This is a genomic window from Anaeromyxobacter sp. SG17, assembly GCF_022690695.1.
GTDB lineage: Bacteria > Myxococcota > Myxococcia > Myxococcales > Anaeromyxobacteraceae > Anaeromyxobacter > Anaeromyxobacter soli.
In genome coordinates this window covers 1-18119 of record NZ_JALCYX010000002.1, presented here as the reverse complement: position 1 = coordinate 18119, position 18119 = coordinate 1, and the positions used below count along the sequence as shown (strand labels likewise).

19 protein-coding genes are annotated in these 18119 nt (G+C 72.7%); 13 read left to right on the top strand and 6 right to left on the bottom strand.

Going from position 1 to position 18119, the window contains the following annotated elements:
* The first annotated feature begins 2 nt into the window (after positions 1-2).
* Genes MNY60_RS01155 through MNY60_RS01115 form a run of 9 tightly spaced genes read left to right on the top strand, consistent with a single transcriptional unit; the run spans position 3 to position 8378 of the window.
* Complete coding sequence (locus MNY60_RS01155; protein WP_242333421.1) at positions 3-1151, top strand: AAA family ATPase; 1149 nt, start codon at positions 3-5, stop codon at positions 1149-1151.
* Complete coding sequence (locus MNY60_RS01150; protein ID WP_242333423.1) at positions 1138-2484, top strand: CpaF family protein; 1347 nt, start codon at positions 1138-1140, stop codon at positions 2482-2484. The genes MNY60_RS01155 and MNY60_RS01150 overlap by 14 nt, the downstream gene beginning before the upstream one ends.
* Positions 2484-3446, top strand: coding sequence for a type II secretion system F family protein (locus MNY60_RS01145; protein ID WP_242333425.1), 963 nt, complete (start codon positions 2484-2486; stop codon positions 3444-3446). Before MNY60_RS01150 ends, MNY60_RS01145 begins: the two co-directional genes overlap by 1 nt.
* Before the next feature lie 3 nt (positions 3447-3449).
* Positions 3450-4394, top strand: a complete 945-nt coding sequence (locus MNY60_RS01140) for a type II secretion system F family protein (RefSeq protein ID WP_242333427.1) — start codon at positions 3450-3452, stop codon at positions 4392-4394.
* Positions 4391-5197, top strand: coding sequence for a tetratricopeptide repeat protein (locus MNY60_RS01135; protein ID WP_242333429.1), 807 nt, complete (start codon positions 4391-4393; stop codon positions 5195-5197). Before MNY60_RS01140 ends, MNY60_RS01135 begins: the two co-directional genes overlap by 4 nt.
* On the top strand, positions 5194-5511 hold the full coding sequence (locus tag MNY60_RS01130) for a hypothetical protein (RefSeq protein WP_242333430.1): 318 nt from the start codon (positions 5194-5196) through the stop codon (positions 5509-5511). Before MNY60_RS01135 ends, MNY60_RS01130 begins: the two co-directional genes overlap by 4 nt.
* Before the next feature lie 10 nt (positions 5512-5521).
* Positions 5522-6640 carry a TadG family pilus assembly protein gene (locus tag MNY60_RS01125; protein WP_242333432.1) on the top strand — a complete coding sequence of 373 codons (1119 nt, stop codon included), beginning with the start codon at positions 5522-5524 and terminating at the stop codon, positions 6638-6640.
* 17 nt (positions 6641-6657) lie between these two features.
* Positions 6658-6834 carry a Flp family type IVb pilin gene (locus MNY60_RS01120; RefSeq protein WP_242333433.1) on the top strand — a complete coding sequence of 59 codons (177 nt, stop codon included), beginning with the start codon at positions 6658-6660 and terminating at the stop codon, positions 6832-6834.
* 17 nt (positions 6835-6851) lie between these two features.
* Positions 6852-8378 carry a hypothetical protein gene (locus MNY60_RS01115; RefSeq protein ID WP_242352192.1) on the top strand — a complete coding sequence of 509 codons (1527 nt, stop codon included), beginning with the start codon at positions 6852-6854 and terminating at the stop codon, positions 8376-8378.
* A 61-nt stretch (positions 8379-8439) separates the two neighbouring features.
* On the opposite strand, the gene MNY60_RS01110 is transcribed toward MNY60_RS01115, so the two are convergent.
* From MNY60_RS01110 to MNY60_RS01100, 3 genes are read right to left on the bottom strand one after another with little or no spacing between them, the layout of a single operon-like run.
* Positions 8440-9954 carry a hypothetical protein gene (locus MNY60_RS01110; RefSeq protein ID WP_242352195.1) on the bottom strand — a complete coding sequence of 505 codons (1515 nt, stop codon included), beginning with the start codon at positions 9952-9954 and terminating at the stop codon, positions 8440-8442.
* A 47-nt stretch (positions 9955-10001) separates the two neighbouring features.
* The gene (locus MNY60_RS01105) at positions 10002-11516 is read right to left on the bottom strand and encodes a hypothetical protein (protein ID WP_242352198.1); all 1515 of its coding nucleotides are present in this window, start codon (positions 11514-11516) and stop codon (positions 10002-10004) included.
* 5 nt (positions 11517-11521) lie between these two features.
* Positions 11522-12316 carry an alpha/beta fold hydrolase gene (locus tag MNY60_RS01100; protein WP_242352202.1) on the bottom strand — a complete coding sequence of 265 codons (795 nt, stop codon included), beginning with the start codon at positions 12314-12316 and terminating at the stop codon, positions 11522-11524.
* 204 nt (positions 12317-12520) lie between these two features.
* On the opposite strand from MNY60_RS01100, the gene MNY60_RS01095 reads away from it, so the two are divergent.
* From MNY60_RS01095 to MNY60_RS01085, 3 genes are all read left to right on the top strand, one after another.
* A complete protein-coding gene (locus MNY60_RS01095) occupies positions 12521-13993 on the top strand; it encodes a TldD/PmbA family protein (RefSeq protein WP_242352205.1) in 1473 nt (490 codons plus the stop codon).
* A 116-nt stretch (positions 13994-14109) separates the two neighbouring features.
* Positions 14110-15432, top strand: a complete 1323-nt coding sequence (locus MNY60_RS01090; protein WP_242352208.1) for a TldD/PmbA family protein — start codon at positions 14110-14112, stop codon at positions 15430-15432.
* A gap of 248 nt (positions 15433-15680) precedes the next feature.
* Complete coding sequence (locus MNY60_RS01085) at positions 15681-16076, top strand: response regulator transcription factor (protein WP_242333447.1); 396 nt, start codon at positions 15681-15683, stop codon at positions 16074-16076.
* Positions 16077-16090: 14 nt separating this feature from the next.
* Here the strand turns inward: MNY60_RS01085 and MNY60_RS01080 are convergent, their stop codons facing one another.
* The 3 genes from MNY60_RS01080 to purS form a co-directional block, all read right to left on the bottom strand.
* The gene (locus MNY60_RS01080; protein ID WP_242352212.1) at positions 16091-16750 is read right to left on the bottom strand and encodes an alpha/beta hydrolase; all 660 of its coding nucleotides are present in this window, start codon (positions 16748-16750) and stop codon (positions 16091-16093) included.
* Between the two features lie 64 nt (positions 16751-16814).
* Positions 16815-17471: a phosphoribosylformylglycinamidine synthase subunit PurQ gene (gene purQ, locus MNY60_RS01075; RefSeq protein ID WP_242333450.1), complete on the bottom strand. Its 657-nt coding sequence runs from the start codon at positions 17469-17471 to the stop codon at positions 16815-16817.
* 68 nt (positions 17472-17539) lie between these two features.
* Positions 17540-17785: a phosphoribosylformylglycinamidine synthase subunit PurS gene (gene purS, locus MNY60_RS01070; RefSeq protein WP_242333452.1), complete on the bottom strand. Its 246-nt coding sequence runs from the start codon at positions 17783-17785 to the stop codon at positions 17540-17542.
* A 65-nt stretch (positions 17786-17850) separates the two neighbouring features.
* On the opposite strand from purS, the gene MNY60_RS01065 reads away from it, so the two are divergent.
* Positions 17851-18119, top strand: a 269-nt coding sequence (locus MNY60_RS01065) for a CNNM domain-containing protein (protein WP_242359849.1), incomplete at its 3' end; no start/stop codon positions are given.

Sequence of the window (18119 nt, the reverse complement as noted above, 5' to 3'; positions counted from 1 at the left end):
CCATGGACACGATCCCGTTCTTCGTCACCGGGCTCGAGGCGAGCGTGCAGACCGCGCTGCTCTCGGCGCTGGACGATCTTCCCCTGCAGAACGTCAGCGACGCCGCCCGCGCCGTCGCCGAGCCCGGGAAGCCCGCAGTCGCGGTGGTGGGCCTGAACGGCGACCCCGAGACGGCGTTCCGCTCGATCTCCGGGCTCGCGGCGGGCGGCGTGCGCGTCGCGGTGGTCGGCGCGGCGAAGGACCCGGACCTCATCCTGCGCGCGATGCGCTCCGGCGCGCGCGAGTACGTCGTGGCCGGCGAGGCCGAGCGGCTGGAGCTGGCGGTCCGCTCGCTCGTGCGCCCCACGCCCACGGCCGCGGCGAGCTCGGTGACGGCGTTCTTCCCAGCCAAGGGGGGCATGGGCGCCACGACGCTCGCCGCTAACTCCGCGGCGTCGATCGCGGCTCGCGGCGCGCGGGCGTGCCTCGTCGACCTCGAGCTGCAGCTCGGGGACGCGATGTCGCTGCTCGACCTGCAGAGCACCTACACGGTGTCCGACGTTCTCGCGAACCTTCGCCGGCTCGACCGCGACCTGCTCGACAGCTCCATCGCGCGGCACCGCGCCGGGATGAGCGTGCTCGCGCAGGGCGACCGGCTCGACGAGGCCGACAAGATCGACGCCTCCGCGATCACACAGCTCATCGGGTTTCTGCGCCAGCACTACGGGAGCGTGGTCCTCGACGGGATCCACGGCTTCGACGAGCTCTCGCTCGCCGCGCTCGACGCGTCCGATCGCGTCGTCCTGGTCGTGACGCAGGAGGTCCCGGCGGTGCGGAACGCCCAGCGCACGGTCGAGATCTTCCGGAAGCTGGGCTACGACGACTCGAAGCTGCTCCTCGTCGTCAACCGCTACCAGGCGCGCTCGAACGTCACGCGCGAGGTGGTCGCCGACACGGTCCGGCTGCCGGTCACGGCCACGGTCACGAACGACTTCGCGCTGCTCGCGAAAGCGGTCGGGCGCGGCGCGACGCTCGCCGAGGTGGGAGCCCGCGCCCCGATCACGCGCGACGTCGAGGCGCTCGCGGCGCTGCTCGACGCCGAGGGCGCGAAGTCCTCCGCGCGCACCTCGTGGTGGCGGCGGCTGACGGGAGGCGGACGTGGGACTCGGTGAGCGGTTGCGCCAGCGCGCGAGCGCGGCCCCGGCCGCCGCGGCGCTCGCGCCGGAGTCGGCGCCGGAGGTATTCCACGACCTCAAGACCGAGCTACATCGTCGCATCATCGACAAGCTCGACCTCCAGGCGTTCGAGCGGCTTCCGGCGGAGCGCCGCCGGGAGGAGCTGCGGGCGGTGCTCTCCGGCGAGATCGGTCGGTCGGAGCTGCCGCTCAACCAGCTCGAGCGGGAGCGCATGGTGGGGGAGCTCCTCGACGAGCTCACCGGCCTCGGGCCCCTCGAGCCGCTCCTCGCCGACGGGACGATCTCGGACATCCTCGTCAACACCTACTCGACCGTCTACGTCGAGCGGCGCGGCAAGCTCGAGCTCACGCAGGTCCGGTTCGGCTCGAACGGGCACCTGCAGCAGATCATCAACCGGATCGTCGCCCAGGTCGGCCGGCGCGTGGACGAGACCTCGCCGATGGTGGACGCTCGCCTCGCCGACGGCTCGCGCGTGAACGCGATCATCCCGCCGCTCGCGATCGACGGCCCCATCCTCTCGATCCGGCGCTTCGGCGTCTCCCCCCTCAAGGTCCGCGACCTCGTCTCGAACGGCGCGCTCACTCCGGAGGCGGTCGGCTTCCTGGGCGCCTGCGTCAAGGCGAAGCTGAACGTGCTCATCAGCGGCGGCACGGGCGCCGGCAAGACGACGCTCCTCAACGCGCTCTCGTCGTTCATCCCCGACGCCGAGCGCATCGTCACCATCGAGGACTCCGCCGAGCTCCAGCTCCAGCAGCGGCACGTGGTGCGGCTCGAGACGCGCCCGGCCAACATCGAGGGGAAGGGCGAGATCCTCGCGCGCGACCTCGTGAAGAACGCGCTCCGCATGCGCCCGGACCGCATCGTCGTCGGCGAGGTCCGCGGCGGCGAGGTGCTCGACATGCTGCAGGCGATGAACACGGGCCACGAGGGCTCGATGACGACCGTCCACGCGAACACGCCGCGCGACGCGCTCTCCCGCATCGAGGCCATGATCGGCATGAGCGGCGTGCCGCTCAGCGAGGGCGCGACCCGCGCCACGATCTCTCGCGCGCTCAACATCATCGCCCAGCTGAACCGCGGTACCGACGGCCGCCGTCGCATCATGTCGATCGCGGAGATCACCGGGACGGAGGGCGCCGCCATCACCATGCAGGAGATCTACCGGTTCGAGCAGCGCGGCGTGGACTCGACCGGCAAGGTCATCGGCGAGTTCATGGCGACCGGCATCCGGGCGCGGGCGATGAGCCGGATCGCGCAGTTCGGCGTGGACCCCGCGGCCATCGCCGCGCACGTGCTGGAGGAGCGCTGATGCGCGAGCTCCTGATCGCCGCGGTCGCGCTCGGCATCTTCGCGGGCGTGGAGGCCATCTACTACGGCTTCCAGTTCGTCGGCGACCGGCGCCGCGCCGAGCTGCGCCGGCGGCTGCGCGCCATCGGCAGGGAGGGTGCGCTCGACGCCGAGCTCCTCCGCCGCGGGCGCATCGCGCGCCAGGCGTGGGCCGAGGGGCTGGTGACGCCGCTCCCCGGCGTCAGCTACCTCGAAACGCTCCTCGAGCAGGCCGACTCGCGCTGGACCGTGGCGCAGCTCTTCGGGATCTCCGCCGCGGCGGCGGGGACGGGGCTGCTGCTCGGCCTCGTCCTCCGGCTCGGGCTCCCCATCGCCCTGCTGCTCGGCGTGGCGGGCGCCGGCGCGCCGCTCCTGTCCGTCCTCTCGGCCAGGAGCCGACGCAGTCGCAAGATCTCCGAGCAGCTCCCCGAGGCGCTCGAGATGATGGCGCGCTCGCTCCGGGCCGGGCACGCGCTCACCTCCGCGTTCCAGGTGGTCGCCGGCGAGATGCCCGAGCCAGTGTGCATCGAGTTCGCGCGCGGGTACGACGAGCAGCGGCTGGGGCTCTCGCTCGAGCAGGCGGTGCTTCACATGGCGGATCGCTGCCCCGGGAACTCCGACGTGAAGATCTTCGCCGTCTCGGCGGTGATCCAGCGCGAGACAGGCGGCAACCTCGCCGAGATCCTCGAGAAGATCTCGGACACCATCCGCCAGCGGTACCGCTTCTACGGCAAGCTGCGCGCCCTCACCGGTGAGGGTCGCGCGTCGGCGTGGGTGCTCGGCGTGTTGCCGATCATCGTCGCGCTCGCGGTGTCGGTGATGAACCCCGGATACCTGCGCACGCTGGCCGAGAACCCGTCGGGCCACTGGATCGTGGGCTACGCCCTGGCGAGCTGGGCCGCGGGGATCGTGTGGCTCCGAAGCCTGACGCAGCTGGAGATCTAGCGCATGCCGATCGACCCGCTCACGCTCGCGATGGGATGCCTCGCCACGATCGCCGTCGCGTCGCTCGGGGCGGCAGCACGCTCGTTCCGCGCCGGCGCCGATCCCGCGGTGCGGCGGCTTCGCGCGGCGTCGCCGGATCCCCACGCGCCCGCCGCGGCGGTGGTCTCGGGCGAGCGGCTCGACGTCGGCGCGCCGGAGGCGTCGCGCGGGAACACCTCGCAGGGTGACGAGGACGCGGCATCACGACTGCGCCGGCAGCTCGTCTGGGCGGGGTTCCGCTCGACGCGGGCGCCTCACCTGTTCGTCGCCTCCAAGGCGGTGCTCTCGTTCGGCCTGCTGTTCGGGTTCCTGTTCGTGAACGCCTCCCGGGCCGAGCCCGTGCGGTTCGCCCTCGGCATCGCGATCTGGCTGGCCGGTGCGGGCTTCTTCCTGCCCAACCTGTGGCTGTCGTCGCGCATCACCAAGCGTCTCCGCCAGATCGATCGCGCCCTCCCGGACGCGCTCGACCTGCTCGTCACGTGCGTGGAGGCGGGCCTGGGGCTCGACGCGGCGCTCCAGCGGGTGTCGGCGGAGATCGCGCTGGCGTGGCCGCTCCTCTCGAGCGAGCTGAGGCTCACGTTCCTGGAGGTGAAGGCCGGCATCCCGCGGATGGACGGGTTCCGGCGGCTCGCGGCCCGGACCGGCTCCCCCGAGCTGCGCGCGCTCGCGGCGACCCTCACGCAGACCGAGCTGTTCGGCACGAGCATCGCGTCTGCGCTGCGGGTCCAGGCCGAGGGCATCCGCATCCGCCGCATGCAGCGCGCGGAGGAGCGCGCCGCGTACGTCGCCGTGAAGATGACGCTGCCGCTCGTCCTCTGCATCCTCCCCGCGCTGTTCGCGGTCATCATCGGCCCCGCCGCGGTGAACATCATGAAGACCCTCATGCCCATGCTCGGGGGACATCGATGAACCGGTCGCGCTCGCTCGCGGTGTCCTCCGCCGTCATGCTCTCCGCCGTCCTCCTCTCCGCCTGCGCCACGACGCGTCGCGCCTCCCAGGAGGGAGTGTCCGGCGTCAGGCTCGCGGTCGCGCGCGATCTCGTCGATCGCCGCCAGTACGGCGACGCGCTCGCCGCCATCCAGGCCATCCACGAGAGCGAAGGGCGGTCGGCCGCGACGTTGACGCTCCGTGCACGGGCCTACCGCGGGCAAGGCAACACCGGCGACGCCGAGGACGATCTGCGCGAGGCGCTGCGCATGGACCGCGACTATGCCCCGGCCCACGCGGCGCTGGCGATCATGGACGACGAGGCGAAGCGCTGGGCGGACGGGGAGGGGCATCACCGGCGCGCGGCGGAGCTTGCCCCGCAGAACGCGGCGTACCTGAGCGACTGGGGCTGGGCCCTCTACCGGCAGGGGCGCACGCAGGACGCGCTCGCCCGCCTGCAGCAGGCGGTGCGGCTCGATCCGATGCCGGCGCGCTACCACAACAACCTCGGCTTCGCGTACGCGCGGGCGGGCGACTTCACGCGCGCCGCGCAGCAGTTCGCCTCCGGCGGCTCGCCGGCAGAGGCGAAGAACAACCTCGGCTACGCGTACGAGCTCGCCGGAAACCTGCCGCAGGCGTTCGCGGCGTACTCGGACGCCGTGCGGCTCGCCCCGGGCTTCGCCCGCGCGCGCGCAAACCTGGAAGAGGTCGCCAAGAAGCTCGACCGCGCGGTTCCGTCGGAGCCCGCGCGGCCGGAGAAGGTGCCCTCGGGGAGGATGCAATGAAGACGCTGGTTTTCACGGCGCTCGCCGCCCTCGCGGCCGGGTGCGCGAGAGAGCACCTGACGGAGACGCATGGCCGGGCCATGCGGGAGATCTTCGTCGCGCAGCAAGCGAACCCCGGCGCGCCTCGCGTGCCCGCGCCCGCGGCGCTCAACGGCCTCGACTCGCAGGAGGCGACGATCATCGCGGAGACCTACCGCAAGAGCCTCGCGCCGAAGGGAGAGAAGGTCGAGGAGCCGCAGGTCCTCATGCTGACCCCCCAGACCACTCGCGACCGGCAGCGGCCGCTCGCGCCGTCGGTGCCCCCCAGCCGGTGAGAGGGACGTCATGCGCGCGCGAGGAACGAGGCGGGAGCGCGGAGCGGTCGCGGTGATCGTCGCGATCATGCTGCTCGTGCTCGGCGGGTTCATGGCGCTCTCGCTCAACGTCGGGCACCTGATGTCCGTCCGGGGGGAGCTGCAGAACGCGAGTGACGCGGGCGCGCTCGGGGGCGCGTGGGATCTGGACGGCACGGCCGAGGGGGTCGCGAAGGCGCGCCTCGCCGCGTTCGACTACACGGGCCGGCACTCGACGGACATCCAGCAGCTCAAGAACTCCGACACCACCGTCGAGTTCGGGTACTGGAGCGTGAACTCGAAGAAGTTCTTCCCCATCTCGGACCCCACCGCGACCGTCGACCTCCTGCACGCCACGAACGCGGTGCACGTCACCGCCACCCGGGCGGGCAACAATCCCGCCCCGGTGTTCTTTCCGGTGTTCGCCGGAGGCAAGAACACGGCCGACGTCGGCGCCGACGCGATCGCCGTGCGGGGGGGGCCGTGCGAGGAGAAGTGCGGCCTGCCGCTCGCGTTCGCGAAGTGCCAGATCCTGAACGCGACCGGCGGCCTCAAGACCTGCGAGGAGGGCCTGCCGCTCTACTTTCACAGCGACTCTTCCGACAACATCGGCTTCACCGTGCTGAACCAGTACCCGGACGTCAGCACGAGCTACATCCGCATGATGCTCGACGGGTTCAAGACCGACCCCCCGACCTGCGGGTCGCCCATTTTCGCGGATCCGAACGTCCTCATCGAGGTCTCGAACGGCTCGAACCTGAACCCGACGATCGACGACTTCGCGTTCCTGGTGGGCAAGGGGCCGTATCCCGTCCCCATCATGGACCTCCCCTGCGAGGCTCCGCCGCCGAGCGGGACGTGCTCGACCACCGGGGGGACGGACTCGAAGTTCGTGAAGTCCGCGCCGCTCGTCGCGTTCGCGAGCGTGACGGTCGCCTACGCAGGTCTGGTGAAGAACTTCCCGAAGGACCAGCCGCTCCCGCCGGGCTCGGAGTGCTGGCAGAAGAACTCCAAGGTGCTGGTCCTGACGCTCCACTGCGACGTACCGACGAAGGCGACGGCCGGCTGCGAGTTCTTCGGGCTCCTTCCTCCCCCTAAGCTCGTGCACTGACCGGCGCAGGAGGCCGTATGAGCCGACTCCTTCACGTCGCCCTGCGCGCGCTCTGGGCGGACGAATCGGCGCCCACGACCGTGGAGTACGCGATCATGGCCGCGGGGATCGCCGTCGCGATCTTCGTGGCTGTGGGGTCGCTGGGCGGGGCGGTGAACGGGCTGTTCGATCAGATCGCGACGACGTGGCCGTGAGTCTCGCGGCCCCAGCCGTGGTTTCTGCCGAACGTGACACGAGCGCCCCCACGTCTGGCGCGGCGTTCGTGTTCGTCTCGACCTGGGCGCTGCTCGCGCTCGGCGCAGGCTCGAAGCTGCTGCAGGACCCGGGCACGCTCTGGCACACGCTCACGGGCGAGCGGATCCTCGGCGGGGGCTTCCCGCACCAGGACTGGCTCAGCTTCACGTTCGGCGGCCATCCGTGGATCGCCCACCAGTGGCTCGGCGAGTGCCTGATGGCCGCGCTCCACCGGATCGGCGGGCTCGACGCGCTCGTCGTCGCGACCGCCGGCGGGATCGCGCTCCTCTTCGCCTGGCTCCATGCCCGCCTCGTCGCCTCGGGAGTGAGCGCGCTCTGGGCCGTCCTGGTGGTCGCGCTCACCGCGGTCGCGACCTCGCATCATTTCCACGTGCGGCCGCACATGCTCTCCTTGTTCGCGTTCGCCTGGCTGTACGGGAGGCTCGCGGACGTCGACGCCGGCAGGCGAAGCCTCGCCGCGCTCTGGCCAGCTCCGCTCGTGTTCCTCGCATGGGTGAACGCGCACGGGGCCGCCGTCGGGGGCCTCGCGACGCTCGCCCTGTTCGCGCTCGCCTGGCTCGGCGCCGCGGCCGTGGGGGCGCGGTCCCCGATCCGCGGAGCGCGCGCGGCCGCGGCCATCGCCGCGCTCCTCGTCGCGTGCGTCGCCACCGTGCCGCTGACCCCGTACGGCCTCGACACCGCGCGCACGTGGTCCGCGATCCTCGATTCGCAGGCGCTGCCCCGGCTCATCATCGAGCACGCCTCGCTCGTGCGAACGGGATCGTGGCAGGTGCTCGCCCTCGCGGCGGTGTACCTGGCTGCCCTCGCGGGCGCCTCGCGCCGCGACCTGCGCGCGACGAGCCTCGTGCCGCTCGTCTGGCTCGCGCTCGCGTTCGACCGCATCCGCCACGCGCCGTTCTTCGCCGTCGCCGCGGCGATCGCGCTCGCCGAGCTCCTCCCGAACGCCCGCTGGGTGGAGGCGCTCGCGCGCCGCGGCTTCCGGGTGCAGGGCGGCCCGGGGTCGATGCCGGGGCGTCGCTTCGCCTTGGGTGCGCTCGCAGCCATCGCGGCCGCCGTGATCGCGGTCGGAGCGCTCTGGGCGCGCTCGCCGGATGGCGCACCGGTGCTCGCTCGCCTCGACAAGAACCGCTGGCCCGTGGAGCTCCTGCCCGCGCTCCGTGCCGCAGCGCGCGACGCGCCCTCGGGTGCGCCCATCCTGAACGACATGCCCTTCGGGGCCTTCGTCGCCTACGAGACCCCCCGGCTGCGCATCTTCGTGGACGATCGCTGGGAGCTGTACGGAGACGACTTCATGCTGGGGTACGTCCGCGCAGAGCCGAGCTGGCTCGACGGGTGGGTGGCCCGCTCGGGCGTGAGCCTCGCGCTCGTGCAGAACGGCTCTCGCCTCCAGCACTACCTCGAGCGCGACGGCCGCTGGAGCGTGGTGGCGACCTCGAGCGCGGGGGCGCTCTACCGGCGCGCCTCCCTGGCGCGCGCGCCGTGACTGCTCGCACGTCCGGGCCAGCAGCCAGCCAGTTCGGGGAGGCCCGCTTGCAGGCGGCGGGCTAGCGATATTTCCGCTCGCAGCGCGAGAAGCGAGGCTTTCCGGGACCGGCGAAGGGATCGAGGCAAGCGAGCTCCAGCGTGCCGCCCGCGGGGAGGATGGAGGCGCAGATCGTCCCCGCCGGCCGGCCGTCCGTGCAGGGGCGCAACGTCCAGATCGGGAAGGACAGCTCGGGAGCGCGGTAGCCGCCGAGCTCGATGTCGGCGAAGTCGCCCCGAGCGGCCACCACGATCCCGTTGCCGGGTGCGGCCCGGATCCGGAACGCGGTGGACGAGGGCTCGTAGTTCCCCCACGCGAAGCACCGGCCCGCGCACGCCCGGTCGACGACGTGGGTGAACGGCGCGACGCGGGAGGGCGGAGAAGCGATGGCCCCGACGATGCGTGACCCGCGCGGCAGCTCTCGCGCGGCCGCGTTGACCTGCCCCTGGAACGAGGAGAGGGCGGTCCAGTCGAGCGAGAGGGTCGCGACCCAGCACGCGGCGAGGGCGATCGTCGCCGCGAGCTGGCGGCCCGAGCGCGGCGCGCACGCCGCCACGCCGGTCCACGCGATGCCCACGAGGACGGAGCTTCGCTGGACGAGGTAGCTCGCGGGTACGTCGAACCCCGGGAACAGGATCGCGTCCGGGAGGATCACGCCGCTGGCCGTGGCGAGCACGGCGACGGCGAACACGGGGTGCTCGAGCGCGGCGTTCCCGACCTCACGGAGCCAGCGCCGGATCACGACCGCCCACAGGGCCAGCAGCGCGAGCATGAACAGCCGGTACTTCGCGTCGAACACCCAGAGCTGGTCGGCGCCCGAGACGGTGGCCCACTGGTCGGTCGAGTAGAGCGAGCGGCGCGAGATGCGGAGGGCCGCCGCCGCCGCGGCCTCGACTCCGAGCGCGGCCGCGAGGAGGACCCCCGGGCGCGCGACCCGTTCCCGTACGGCGAGCGCCAGCGCGGTCGCCGCCCCCACCCCCGCGACCGGCAACGGGCTCCCGGTCACCGCGAGCGCGAGGAGCGGGGCCGCCAGGCTGAGCCGCACGGGCCAGCGCGCGCTGGACAGGACGGCCGCGCCCGCGAGCATCGAGAGCGATGCTGCGGCGGTCCAGTTCGACAGGCCCATGTGGAAGTTCCACCCGAGCGCCAGCATCCCGAGCACGGGGAGCCATTCCCAGGCGGGCCGCCCCGACAGCGCCCGGCAGAACAGGAACGAGGACCAGAGCGAAAGGTGCGCTGTCGCGACGAGGGCGACCTTCTCGACCTGGCCGGGAGTGAGGACGCGAACGAGGGCGCCGAGCACCCGGTCCACGAGCACGTTCGTCGTGGGGGCCGCGAGCCAGAGCCCGCCGGCCTCGCCACGCTCGATGAGCAGCGCGAGCCAGGCGTTGTAGACGTGGCTGTGCAGGTCTCCCGACGGGAACTCGGAGACGAGCAGGGGCGGCAGCGTGACGAGCGCGACTACCACCGCCGTGATCCCCGCACGCACCGCGAGCGCGGGCGCCTGGTCGACGCGTCCCGTGGGTCCGGCCTGCACGCCCTCATCATCCCATGGTGCGATCGGCTTCATCAACGTGGGTCGCTTCAGGGCCGTGCGCGGTCGAGGTCCGAGGCGCAGCGGTCGACGGTGCCGGAGCCGACGAGCCGGACGAACGGATCGACGCAGCTGGGCAGGAGGACCTCGCCCGGCGTCGCCCGCGACGCGCAGAGGCGCGCGTCCGGACCGCCGCGGCGGCACGGACCGATCTTCCACAGCTCCAGCGGCGGCGGCGGAACGCGATAGGCGCCCGCGTCGAACGCGAGGAACGCGTCGGTCGTTCCGATGACGAAGGGGTTCTCGGCGGAGGCCCTCATCCGGAAGGCGCGCGTGGGCGCCTCGTAGTTCCCCCACGCGAAGCAGCGCCCGGTGCAGGCGAGGTCGAGCGACCTGTGTAGCGGGTACCGGCCGGGGCCGAAGACAGTTGCCACGACGCGCCCTCCCATCGGGACGTCGTGGACGGCGGCCTCCATCGTCTCGTGAAAGGCAGACAGCCTCGCCCAGTCCACGAGCACGAGCGCGGTCCAGGAACCCGTGACGGCGCACAGCAGCGCGAGCCGTCGCGGCGAGAACCGGGCCTGGGCTGCGACGGCGATCCACCCGACGCCGGCGAGGAGAGAGGCGCGTCGCGAGAGATAGAACGCGGGGACCTCGTACCCAGGGAACAGCAGCGTGTCGGGAGTGCCCGCGGCGCACGCGGCGGAGAAGAGCGCTACCGCGATCGCAGGGCCGGCGAGCGCCCCCTCGCGATGCGCGTCGCGGATTGCCCAGGCGAGCACCGCGGCGAGGAGGAGCGTGAAGAGCGCGTACTTGGCGTCGAACACCCAGAGCTGATCCGCGCCCGAGAACGCGAGCAGTTGACCGCTCCGGTAGGCGCCGATCCCGGAGGCCACCACGGCTGCTCCGACCGCCAGGGCGCCGCCCGCGGAAGCCACTACGATCGGCACCGGGCGCAGCCCCGGACGCCGGAGCAGCCAGACGATCGCGCCGGTCGCGAGCCCCCAGGCTGCCGGCAGCGGATTGCCGATCGCCGCGAGGGCCAGGATGAGCAAACCGGCGACGAGGCGTCGCGCGTGCACACGCGCTCCGAACAGCAGGCTCACGGCGAGCAGCGAGAGGGCCGCCGACGCGAACCAGTTCGAGAGGCCGGTCTGGAACGCCCATCCGATGGTCAGGACGGCGAGCGCGGGCAGCCACTCCCAGGCCCTCCGCCCGGAGAGGTTCCGGACGAAGAGGAACGCCGACCCGAAGAACAGGTTGGCGAGGACGACGAGCACGACGCGCTCCGCGTGGCGGGGAGACAGGACGAGGAGCAGCCCTTCCAGCGGTACGTCGACGAGGCGGTTCGTCCAGCCCGGCGCGAGCCACAGCCCCGGCGCCTCGCCGCGCTCGACGAGCGACGCGAGCCACGCATTGTAGACGTGGCTGTGCAGATCGCCCGCGGGGAAGTACGGCACCAGCGCCGGGGCGTTCACCACGGCGAGGGAGGCGAGGAAGATCCAGAGGTCGACGCGCGAGAGCCAGCGCTGACGAGGGGGAGCCGTCGTGCCCTGCGGCTCCATCGCGATCAGGCCGGTAGCCCGTCCAGGAACTTCTGCAGCGCCGCGTTGAACCCCTCCGTCGCCTCCAGGTTCGCGAGGTGCCCCGCCTTCTTCAGCTTCACGAGCTTCGCGCCCTTCACCGCCTTCGCCATCTTCTCGGACTCGGCCGGCGGCGTGAGGGAATCCTCCTCGCCCACGATGACGAGGGTCGGGCAGGTGATCTTCGCGAGCGTGGGCGTCGAGTCGGGGCGCTGCGCCATCCCGCGCTGCGCCGCGGCCACGCCGGCGGGCGTGCCGCGGCGGATGAGGTCCCGCACCTCCTTCACGACCGCCGGATCGGGGTCGGGCCGGAGGAGCTTCGGGACCATCTCGTCCGCCACCCACCCGAGCCCCTTCTCGAGCGCGGTCTTGGCGAACTTCTCCCGCCCGGCCTTCCCCTCGTCCGTGTCGGCCGTCGCCTTCGTGTCGCAGAGCGCGAGCCCGCGGAAGAACCCCGGGATCTGCCGGTACAGCTCGAACGACAGGTAGCCGCCCATCGACAGGCCTGCGACGGCCGCGCGCTCCACGCGAAGGTGCGCGAGCAGCGCCCGCACGTCCTCGGCGAGCACCTGCATCGTGGACGCCTCGCCGCGCGGAGTGGACTGGCCGAGCCCGCGGTAGTCCGGCGCGACGATCCGCCAGCGCCCCTCGAGCGCCGCGATCTGGCGCTGCCACATGCCGGAGTTGAGCGGGAAGGCGTGCAGGAGGAGCAGCACGTCCTTGTTGCCGGTCCCCGCGTCGCGGTAGTTGAGCTCCGTGCCGTTCACGTTTGCGATGGGCATGACTCAACGTTTATCCCTTTTCGGCCTGGTTGCCGGACGTCCCTGCGGGGCCGGGCCGCCCTGGCCCCTACCTCGGGCTTCGGCAGGCTCGGCCCGGGCGGGCAGGGGGCGCCAGCCGTCGCCGGCGATACCGAGCGGCCAAGTTCGTCCGGGGCGGTTATGAATGAGGCCGCCGTCGCGACCGGCGACGGAGCAAGGAACGGGATGGTGAACCAGGATACGGCTGCTCGTCCGGCCACCCAGGCGGGGACGAGCGAGGGCATCGGCTACTTCGCGCGCTTCGGCGTTACCGAGCGGATGATCGCGCAGACGCTCGCGACCGCGCTCACGCGGGGCGGCGAGCACGCGGACGTCTTCTTCCAGCACCGCGTAGGGTCCGATCTCGGCCTCGAGGACGGCGCGGTGAACCGCGCCTACGCGACGGTGGAGCTGGGCGTCGGCGTGCGGGTCGTGAAGGGCGACCAGACGGGCTACGGCTACACGGAGGACCTCTCCCTGCCGGCGCTCCTCGAGTGCGCCCGCACCGCGGCGGCGATCGCGGACGGCCCCTCGCGGCCCGTCCCGGAGCGGCTCCACGTCCGGGCCGGCCTGCCCGATCGGTACCCGCTCATCCGCCCGTGGGAGGAGATCCGGCCCCAGGAGAAGCTGCCGCTCCTCGCGGGCCTCAACGAGCGCGCGTTCGCCGCGGACGAGCGCATCAAGAAGGTGAACCTCTTCCTGCGCGACGAGTCGGGCGCGATCCTCATCGCCGACTCCTCCGGCCGCATCGTCGAGGACCGTCAGCCGATGACGCTCCTCTACCTGTCGGTGCTCGCCGAGGCGAACGGCCGCCGCGAGCAGAACGGCTACAACGTCGCCGGCCGCGCGGGCTTCGACTTCTACTCGCCGGAGCGGCTCGACCGCGTGGTGCGCGAGGCGGTCGCCCGCACCACGATCCTGTTCGACGCGGTGACGCCGCCCGCCGGCGAGATGCCGGTGGTCCTCGCCGCCGGCTCCTCCGGCATCCTGCTCCACGAGGCGATCGGCCACGGCATGGAGGCGGACTTCAACCGCAAGGGCGTCTCGATCTACGCCGACAAGATCGGCAAGCGGATCGCCCAGCCCTTCGTGCAGATCGTGGACGACGCCGCCAACGCGGGCGCGCGCGGCGCGATCAACGTGGACGACGAGGGCAACGACGCCGGCACGACGCACCTCGTGCAGGACGGCGTGCTCACGACCTACCTGCACGACGCCATCTCGGCGCGCCACTTCGGCGTGCGGCCCACCGGGAACGGCCGGCGCGAGAGCTACCGCCACGCGCCGCTGCCGCGCATGCGCTCCACCTACATGCTGCCTGGGCCGCACCGCACCGAGGAGATCATCCGCTCGGTGAAGAAGGGCATCTACTGCATGAACTTCTCGAACGGCCAGGTGAACATCGGCGCGGGCGACTTCACGTTCTACGTGAAGAACGGCTACCTCATCGAGGACGGCAAGCTCACGCGGCCGGTGAAGGACGTGAACATCATCGGCAATGGCCCGCAGGCGCTCGAGCGCGTGGACATGGTCTCGGACGACCTGGCCATCGACGAGGGCGGCTGGACCTGCGGCAAGGACGGGCAGAGCGTGCCCGTCTCGCAGGGCCTCCCCACCGTGCGCGTCTCGTCGATGACGGTCGGCGGCCGCGGCACGTGATCCTCTTCGCGCCCGTGGCTCGACCTGCTCGCCACGAGCGGGCCCACGCGACTCCTCTGCTCCGCTCGCCCTGAGCCTGGCGAAGGGCGAGCGGAAGAACGGAAGAACGGTCCTCCATGTCCGACCTCCTCGACATCACCCGCCGCGCCGCCGCGCTCGCGCGCGAGAAGGGCGCGACCGACGCGTCCGCAGGCTCCTACCGCGCCCGCCACGTCGAGGTCGCCTGGCGCGACGGGAAGGTGGAGAAGGTCTCCGAGGCCACGACCCGCGGCCTGGGCCTGGACCTGTACGTCGACGGCCGCTACGCCGCCGTCTCGACGAGCGACCTGCGCCCCGACGCGCTCGACCGCTTCGTGGAGGACGCCGTCGCGCTCGCCCGCACGCTCGCGCCGGATCCGCACCGGCGGCTGCCCGACCCGGAGCTCTACCGCGGCCAGGCGAACGTCGACCTACAGCTCGAGGATCCCGACTACGGGAAGGTCGACGCCACGCGGCGGCGCGCCGAGGCGGAGGCGATCGAGGCCGCGGCCCGCGGCGTGCCCGGCGCGAGCGCGATCCTGTCCGTCACCACGAGCGTCTCCGACACGCGCTCCGAGAGCGCCCTCGTGCAGACGAACGGCTTCGAGGGCCAGCGGCGGGGGACCGACTTCTGGATCGGCGCCGAGGTGACGGTCCTGGATCCCGACGGCCGCCGGCCGGAGGAGTACGCGGCCTCGGGTGGACGGTTCCGGAGCGCGATGGAGACGCCGGAGGCGATCGGCCGCCGGGCCGCCGAGCGGGCCATCGCCCGCATCGGAACCCGCAAGGGCGAGTCGGCGGTGCTCACCATGGCGCTCGACAACCGCGCGTCCGGCAGGATGGTCGGCATGCTCTTCGGCCCGCTCGCCGCGGCGGCCATCCAGCAGAAGCGCTCGTTCCTCGAGGGCAAGATCGGCGTGCAGCTCGGCAGCCCGCTGCTCACCGTGAAGGACGATCCGCTCGTGCCGCGCGGCCTCGGCTCGCGCCTCTACGACGGCGAGGGGATCGCAGCGCGGCCGTTCCCGGTCTTCGAGGAGGGCGTGCTGCGCAGCTACTACGTCGACACGTATTACGGGCGGAAGCTCGGCCTCCCGCCCACCACCTCGCGCAGCTCGAATCTCGCGTGGGCGCTGGGCGGAAGGTCGCAGGCACAGCTTCTCACCGACCTCGGCGAGGGCGTGCTCGTCACCGGCTTCCTGGGCGGCAACTCGAACGGAACGACCGGCGACTTCTCGCTGGGCGTGCGTGGTTTCCGCGTGCGCGGCGGCCGGCTCGCGGAGCCGGTGGGTGAGATGAACGTCTCGGGCAACCACCTCGAGCTGTGGAAGCGGCTCGCCGCGGTAGGTGACGACCCGTACCCCTACTCGGCGATGCGGACGCCGACGCTCGTCTTCGAAGGGGTTCAGTTCGCCGGTACGTGAACACGGACGGGGAGTCCGAGGTCGCTCGCCCGGACCCGGAGTCAAGGGACTGGCCCGCCGGCGGCGCGTGCACGTCCTCGCCTCGCGTTCGGCCGGACGTGCCGCAGGGGAGCCCGCGCAAGGCGCGCGCTCGATCGGTCCCTGTCGAGGACAGGAGCCGGACTTCCATGAGCCGTTTGGGGCATACCCGCGCCTCCGCGCGGCGCCGATTTGCCTCCCGGTCCAACCATCCGTAATTCTTATCCAGAATGGTCTCCGTACTTGTGGTGGACGATGAGAGCGACATCCGCGAAGCCGTGGCGGAGGTCCTGGCGGACGAGGGCTACGTGGTCCACGGCGCCGGGGACGGCGCCGAGGCCCTTCGCAAGGCGCGCGCCGTCCACCCGAACATCGTCCTGCTCGATCTCATGATGCCCGGCATGAACGGCTGGGAGTTCCGCGCCGCGCAGAAGGGCGATCCGGAGCTGTCGGACATCCCGGTGGTCGTGCTCTCCGCGCTCGGCCGCGTGGCCGGCATGGACGCGGCGGGCTTCATCCAGAAGCCGTTCGATCTCGACGAGCTGCTCGACGCGGTCCGCGAGTACGCCGACGGTCACGCGGGCGGCAGCGGCGGGCGGATCGACTCGCCCCACGCGCCGATGTAGCCCCTCGGCCGCCCTCAGCGCCCCGCGTCCTCCATCAACCAGGCGATCGACGCCTCGGCCTCGCGCTGCAGCGCCGCCAGATCCTCCGTGAAGAGGTGAGTGGCGTTCGGGACCGCCGCGATCCGCCGCGGCCCGCGCGATCCCGCGAGCGCGAGCCGCACCTCGTCCGGCGTGCCGAACTCGTCGTTCGCCGCCTGCACGATCGCGACCGGCTTCTCCACCGCGGTCACGAGCGCCGTGTCGCGGACGAGGTCGGCATCGGCGGAGCGCAGGGCGAGCCCGGCGAGGAGCAGGCCGCGCACGCTCGCGTCGGCGCCGCCCGCGAGCACCGCCATCCACGCGCCGAACGAGAAGCCGCCCGCGAGGCGGGGGAGCTCCGGCCGCTCGCGTGCGAGCCAGGCGAGGGCCGCGCGCGCGTCGTCGGCCTCGCCCCGGCCGCGGTCGTAGGCGCCGGCGCTGCGCCCCACGCCGCGGAAGTTGAAGCGGAGCGCGACGCCGCCCGCGGCGCGGACCGCCTTCGCGAGCCGGTGGGCGGCGTGCGTGTGCAGCGTGCCGCCGAAGCGCGGGTGAGGGTGGCACACCATCGCCGCGAAGCGCGGCGCGCCGCCCGCGGGGAGGCCGAGGGGCTCCTCGACGAGCGCCTCCAGCCGGCCGGCGGGTCCTGGGATGTCCACCTGCACTGGAGGCGCCTCCGGGGAGCGCGGCGCGAGGCCGGCCCGAGCGCCGGCCCGCCGTCGATCAGGAGAGCAGCGACTCGAACAGCCGCCGCCCGTCGTCGCGCCCGAGGATCGCCTCGGCCGCGCGCTCCGGGTGCGGCATGAGCCCGACGACGTTCCGGCGCGGCCCCCCGCAGATGCCGGCGATGTCGCGCGCGGCGCCGTTCGGCGCGCCGCCCACGTAGCGGAACACGACGCTGCCCTCGCCTTCGAGGCGGTCGAGCGTCTCCGCGTCGGCGAAGTAGTTCCCCTCCGCGTGCGCGACCGGCATCGTGAGCGTCTGGCCGGCGAGGCCGCGGGTGAGCGGCGTCTCGCCGCCCTCGACGCGGAGCGTGACGTCGCGGCAGATGAACTTGAGCGAGGCGTTCCGCATGAGCACGCCGGGCAGGAGCCCCGACTCGCAGAGGATCTGGAAGCCGTTGCAGATGCCGAGGACCGGCCGGCCCTGCTTCGCGAACTCGACCACATCCTCCATCACCGGCGAGAAGCGCGCGAGCGCCCCGCAGCGGAGGTAGTCGCCGTAGCTGAAGCCGCCGGGGAGGATCACGGCGTCGAGCCCGGCGGGGAGCCGGTCCTTGTGCCAGACGTACTCGGCCGGCGCGCCGCAGGCGTGCTTCACCACGTGGTAGACGTCGTGGTCGCAGTTCGAGCCGGGGAAGGTGACGATCCCGATCTTCATGGTCTCTCGCTCGGGTCGAGCGCCGTGGGCCGCTCGTGCTCAGGCCTGACGAAGCACGAGCGTCGGCCTCACAGCTCGATCCGGAAGTCCTCGATGACCGTGTTCGCGAGGAGCTTCTTGCACATCTCCTCGAGCCGCCTGCGCTCCTCCGCCTCCGGCGCCTTCTCGTCGATCGTGACCTCGATGTACTTCCCGAGGCGGACGTCGGAGACCTCGCCGTAGCCCATCGCGTGGAGCGCCCGGTTCACCGCCGAGCCCTGGGGGTCGAGCACTCCCCGCTTGAGCGTGACGTACACCCGCGCCTTCTTCGCCATGCGCGGCTTTATAACAGATCCACCCCCGCCGCGTTCCCGCCCTTTTGCTAGGGTTCCGGGGCCAAATGCCCCCCGCCCCCGACCTCCGCCAGTTCCTCCTCCTCGCCGCCGCGGCCGCCGCGCTCCTCGCGGTCCGCGCCGTGGTGGCGGCGCTCGAGGCGGCGCTCGTCGCGGTCGGCACGCCGCGCGCCCGGGAGCTCGCCGACGCCCCCTCGGCCGGCCGGCGCGCGCGAGCGCTCGCCGCGCTGCTCGCCGAGCCGGAGACGACCGCGTTCACCTTGCGTGCGCTGGTGACCCTCGCGACCGTCTTCGCGGGCGTGCTCGCCGCGGCGGC

Bases quoted from the DNA above. Each gene is read 5' to 3' on its own strand.
- purS (WP_242333452.1), bottom strand. From the start codon at position 17,785: ATGGCGAAGAAGGCGCGGGTGTACGTCACGCTCAAGCGGGGAGTGCTC.
- MNY60_RS01145 (WP_242333425.1), top strand. From the start codon at position 2,484: ATGCGCGAGCTCCTGATCGCCGCGGTCGCGCTCGGCATCTTCGCGGGC.
- MNY60_RS01085 (WP_242333447.1), top strand. From the start codon at position 15,681: ATGGTCTCCGTACTTGTGGTGGACGATGAGAGCGACATCCGCGAAGCC.
- purQ (WP_242333450.1), bottom strand. From the start codon at position 17,471: ATGAAGATCGGGATCGTCACCTTCCCCGGCTCGAACTGCGACCACGAC.
- MNY60_RS01095 (WP_242352205.1), top strand. From the start codon at position 12,521: ATGGTGAACCAGGATACGGCTGCTCGTCCGGCCACCCAGGCGGGGACG.
- MNY60_RS01155 (WP_242333421.1), top strand. From the start codon at position 3: ATGGACACGATCCCGTTCTTCGTCACCGGGCTCGAGGCGAGCGTGCAG.
- MNY60_RS01090 (WP_242352208.1), top strand. From the start codon at position 14,110: ATGTCCGACCTCCTCGACATCACCCGCCGCGCCGCCGCGCTCGCGCGC.
- MNY60_RS01100 (WP_242352202.1), bottom strand. From the start codon at position 12,316: ATGCCCATCGCAAACGTGAACGGCACGGAGCTCAACTACCGCGACGCG.
- MNY60_RS01105 (WP_242352198.1), bottom strand. From the start codon at position 11,516: ATGGAGCCGCAGGGCACGACGGCTCCCCCTCGTCAGCGCTGGCTCTCG.
- MNY60_RS01125 (WP_242333432.1), top strand. From the start codon at position 5,522: ATGCGCGCGCGAGGAACGAGGCGGGAGCGCGGAGCGGTCGCGGTGATC.
- MNY60_RS01130 (WP_242333430.1), top strand. From the start codon at position 5,194: ATGAAGACGCTGGTTTTCACGGCGCTCGCCGCCCTCGCGGCCGGGTGC.
- MNY60_RS01140 (WP_242333427.1), top strand. From the start codon at position 3,450: ATGCCGATCGACCCGCTCACGCTCGCGATGGGATGCCTCGCCACGATC.
- MNY60_RS01120 (WP_242333433.1), top strand. From the start codon at position 6,658: ATGAGCCGACTCCTTCACGTCGCCCTGCGCGCGCTCTGGGCGGACGAA.
- MNY60_RS01135 (WP_242333429.1), top strand. From the start codon at position 4,391: ATGAACCGGTCGCGCTCGCTCGCGGTGTCCTCCGCCGTCATGCTCTCC.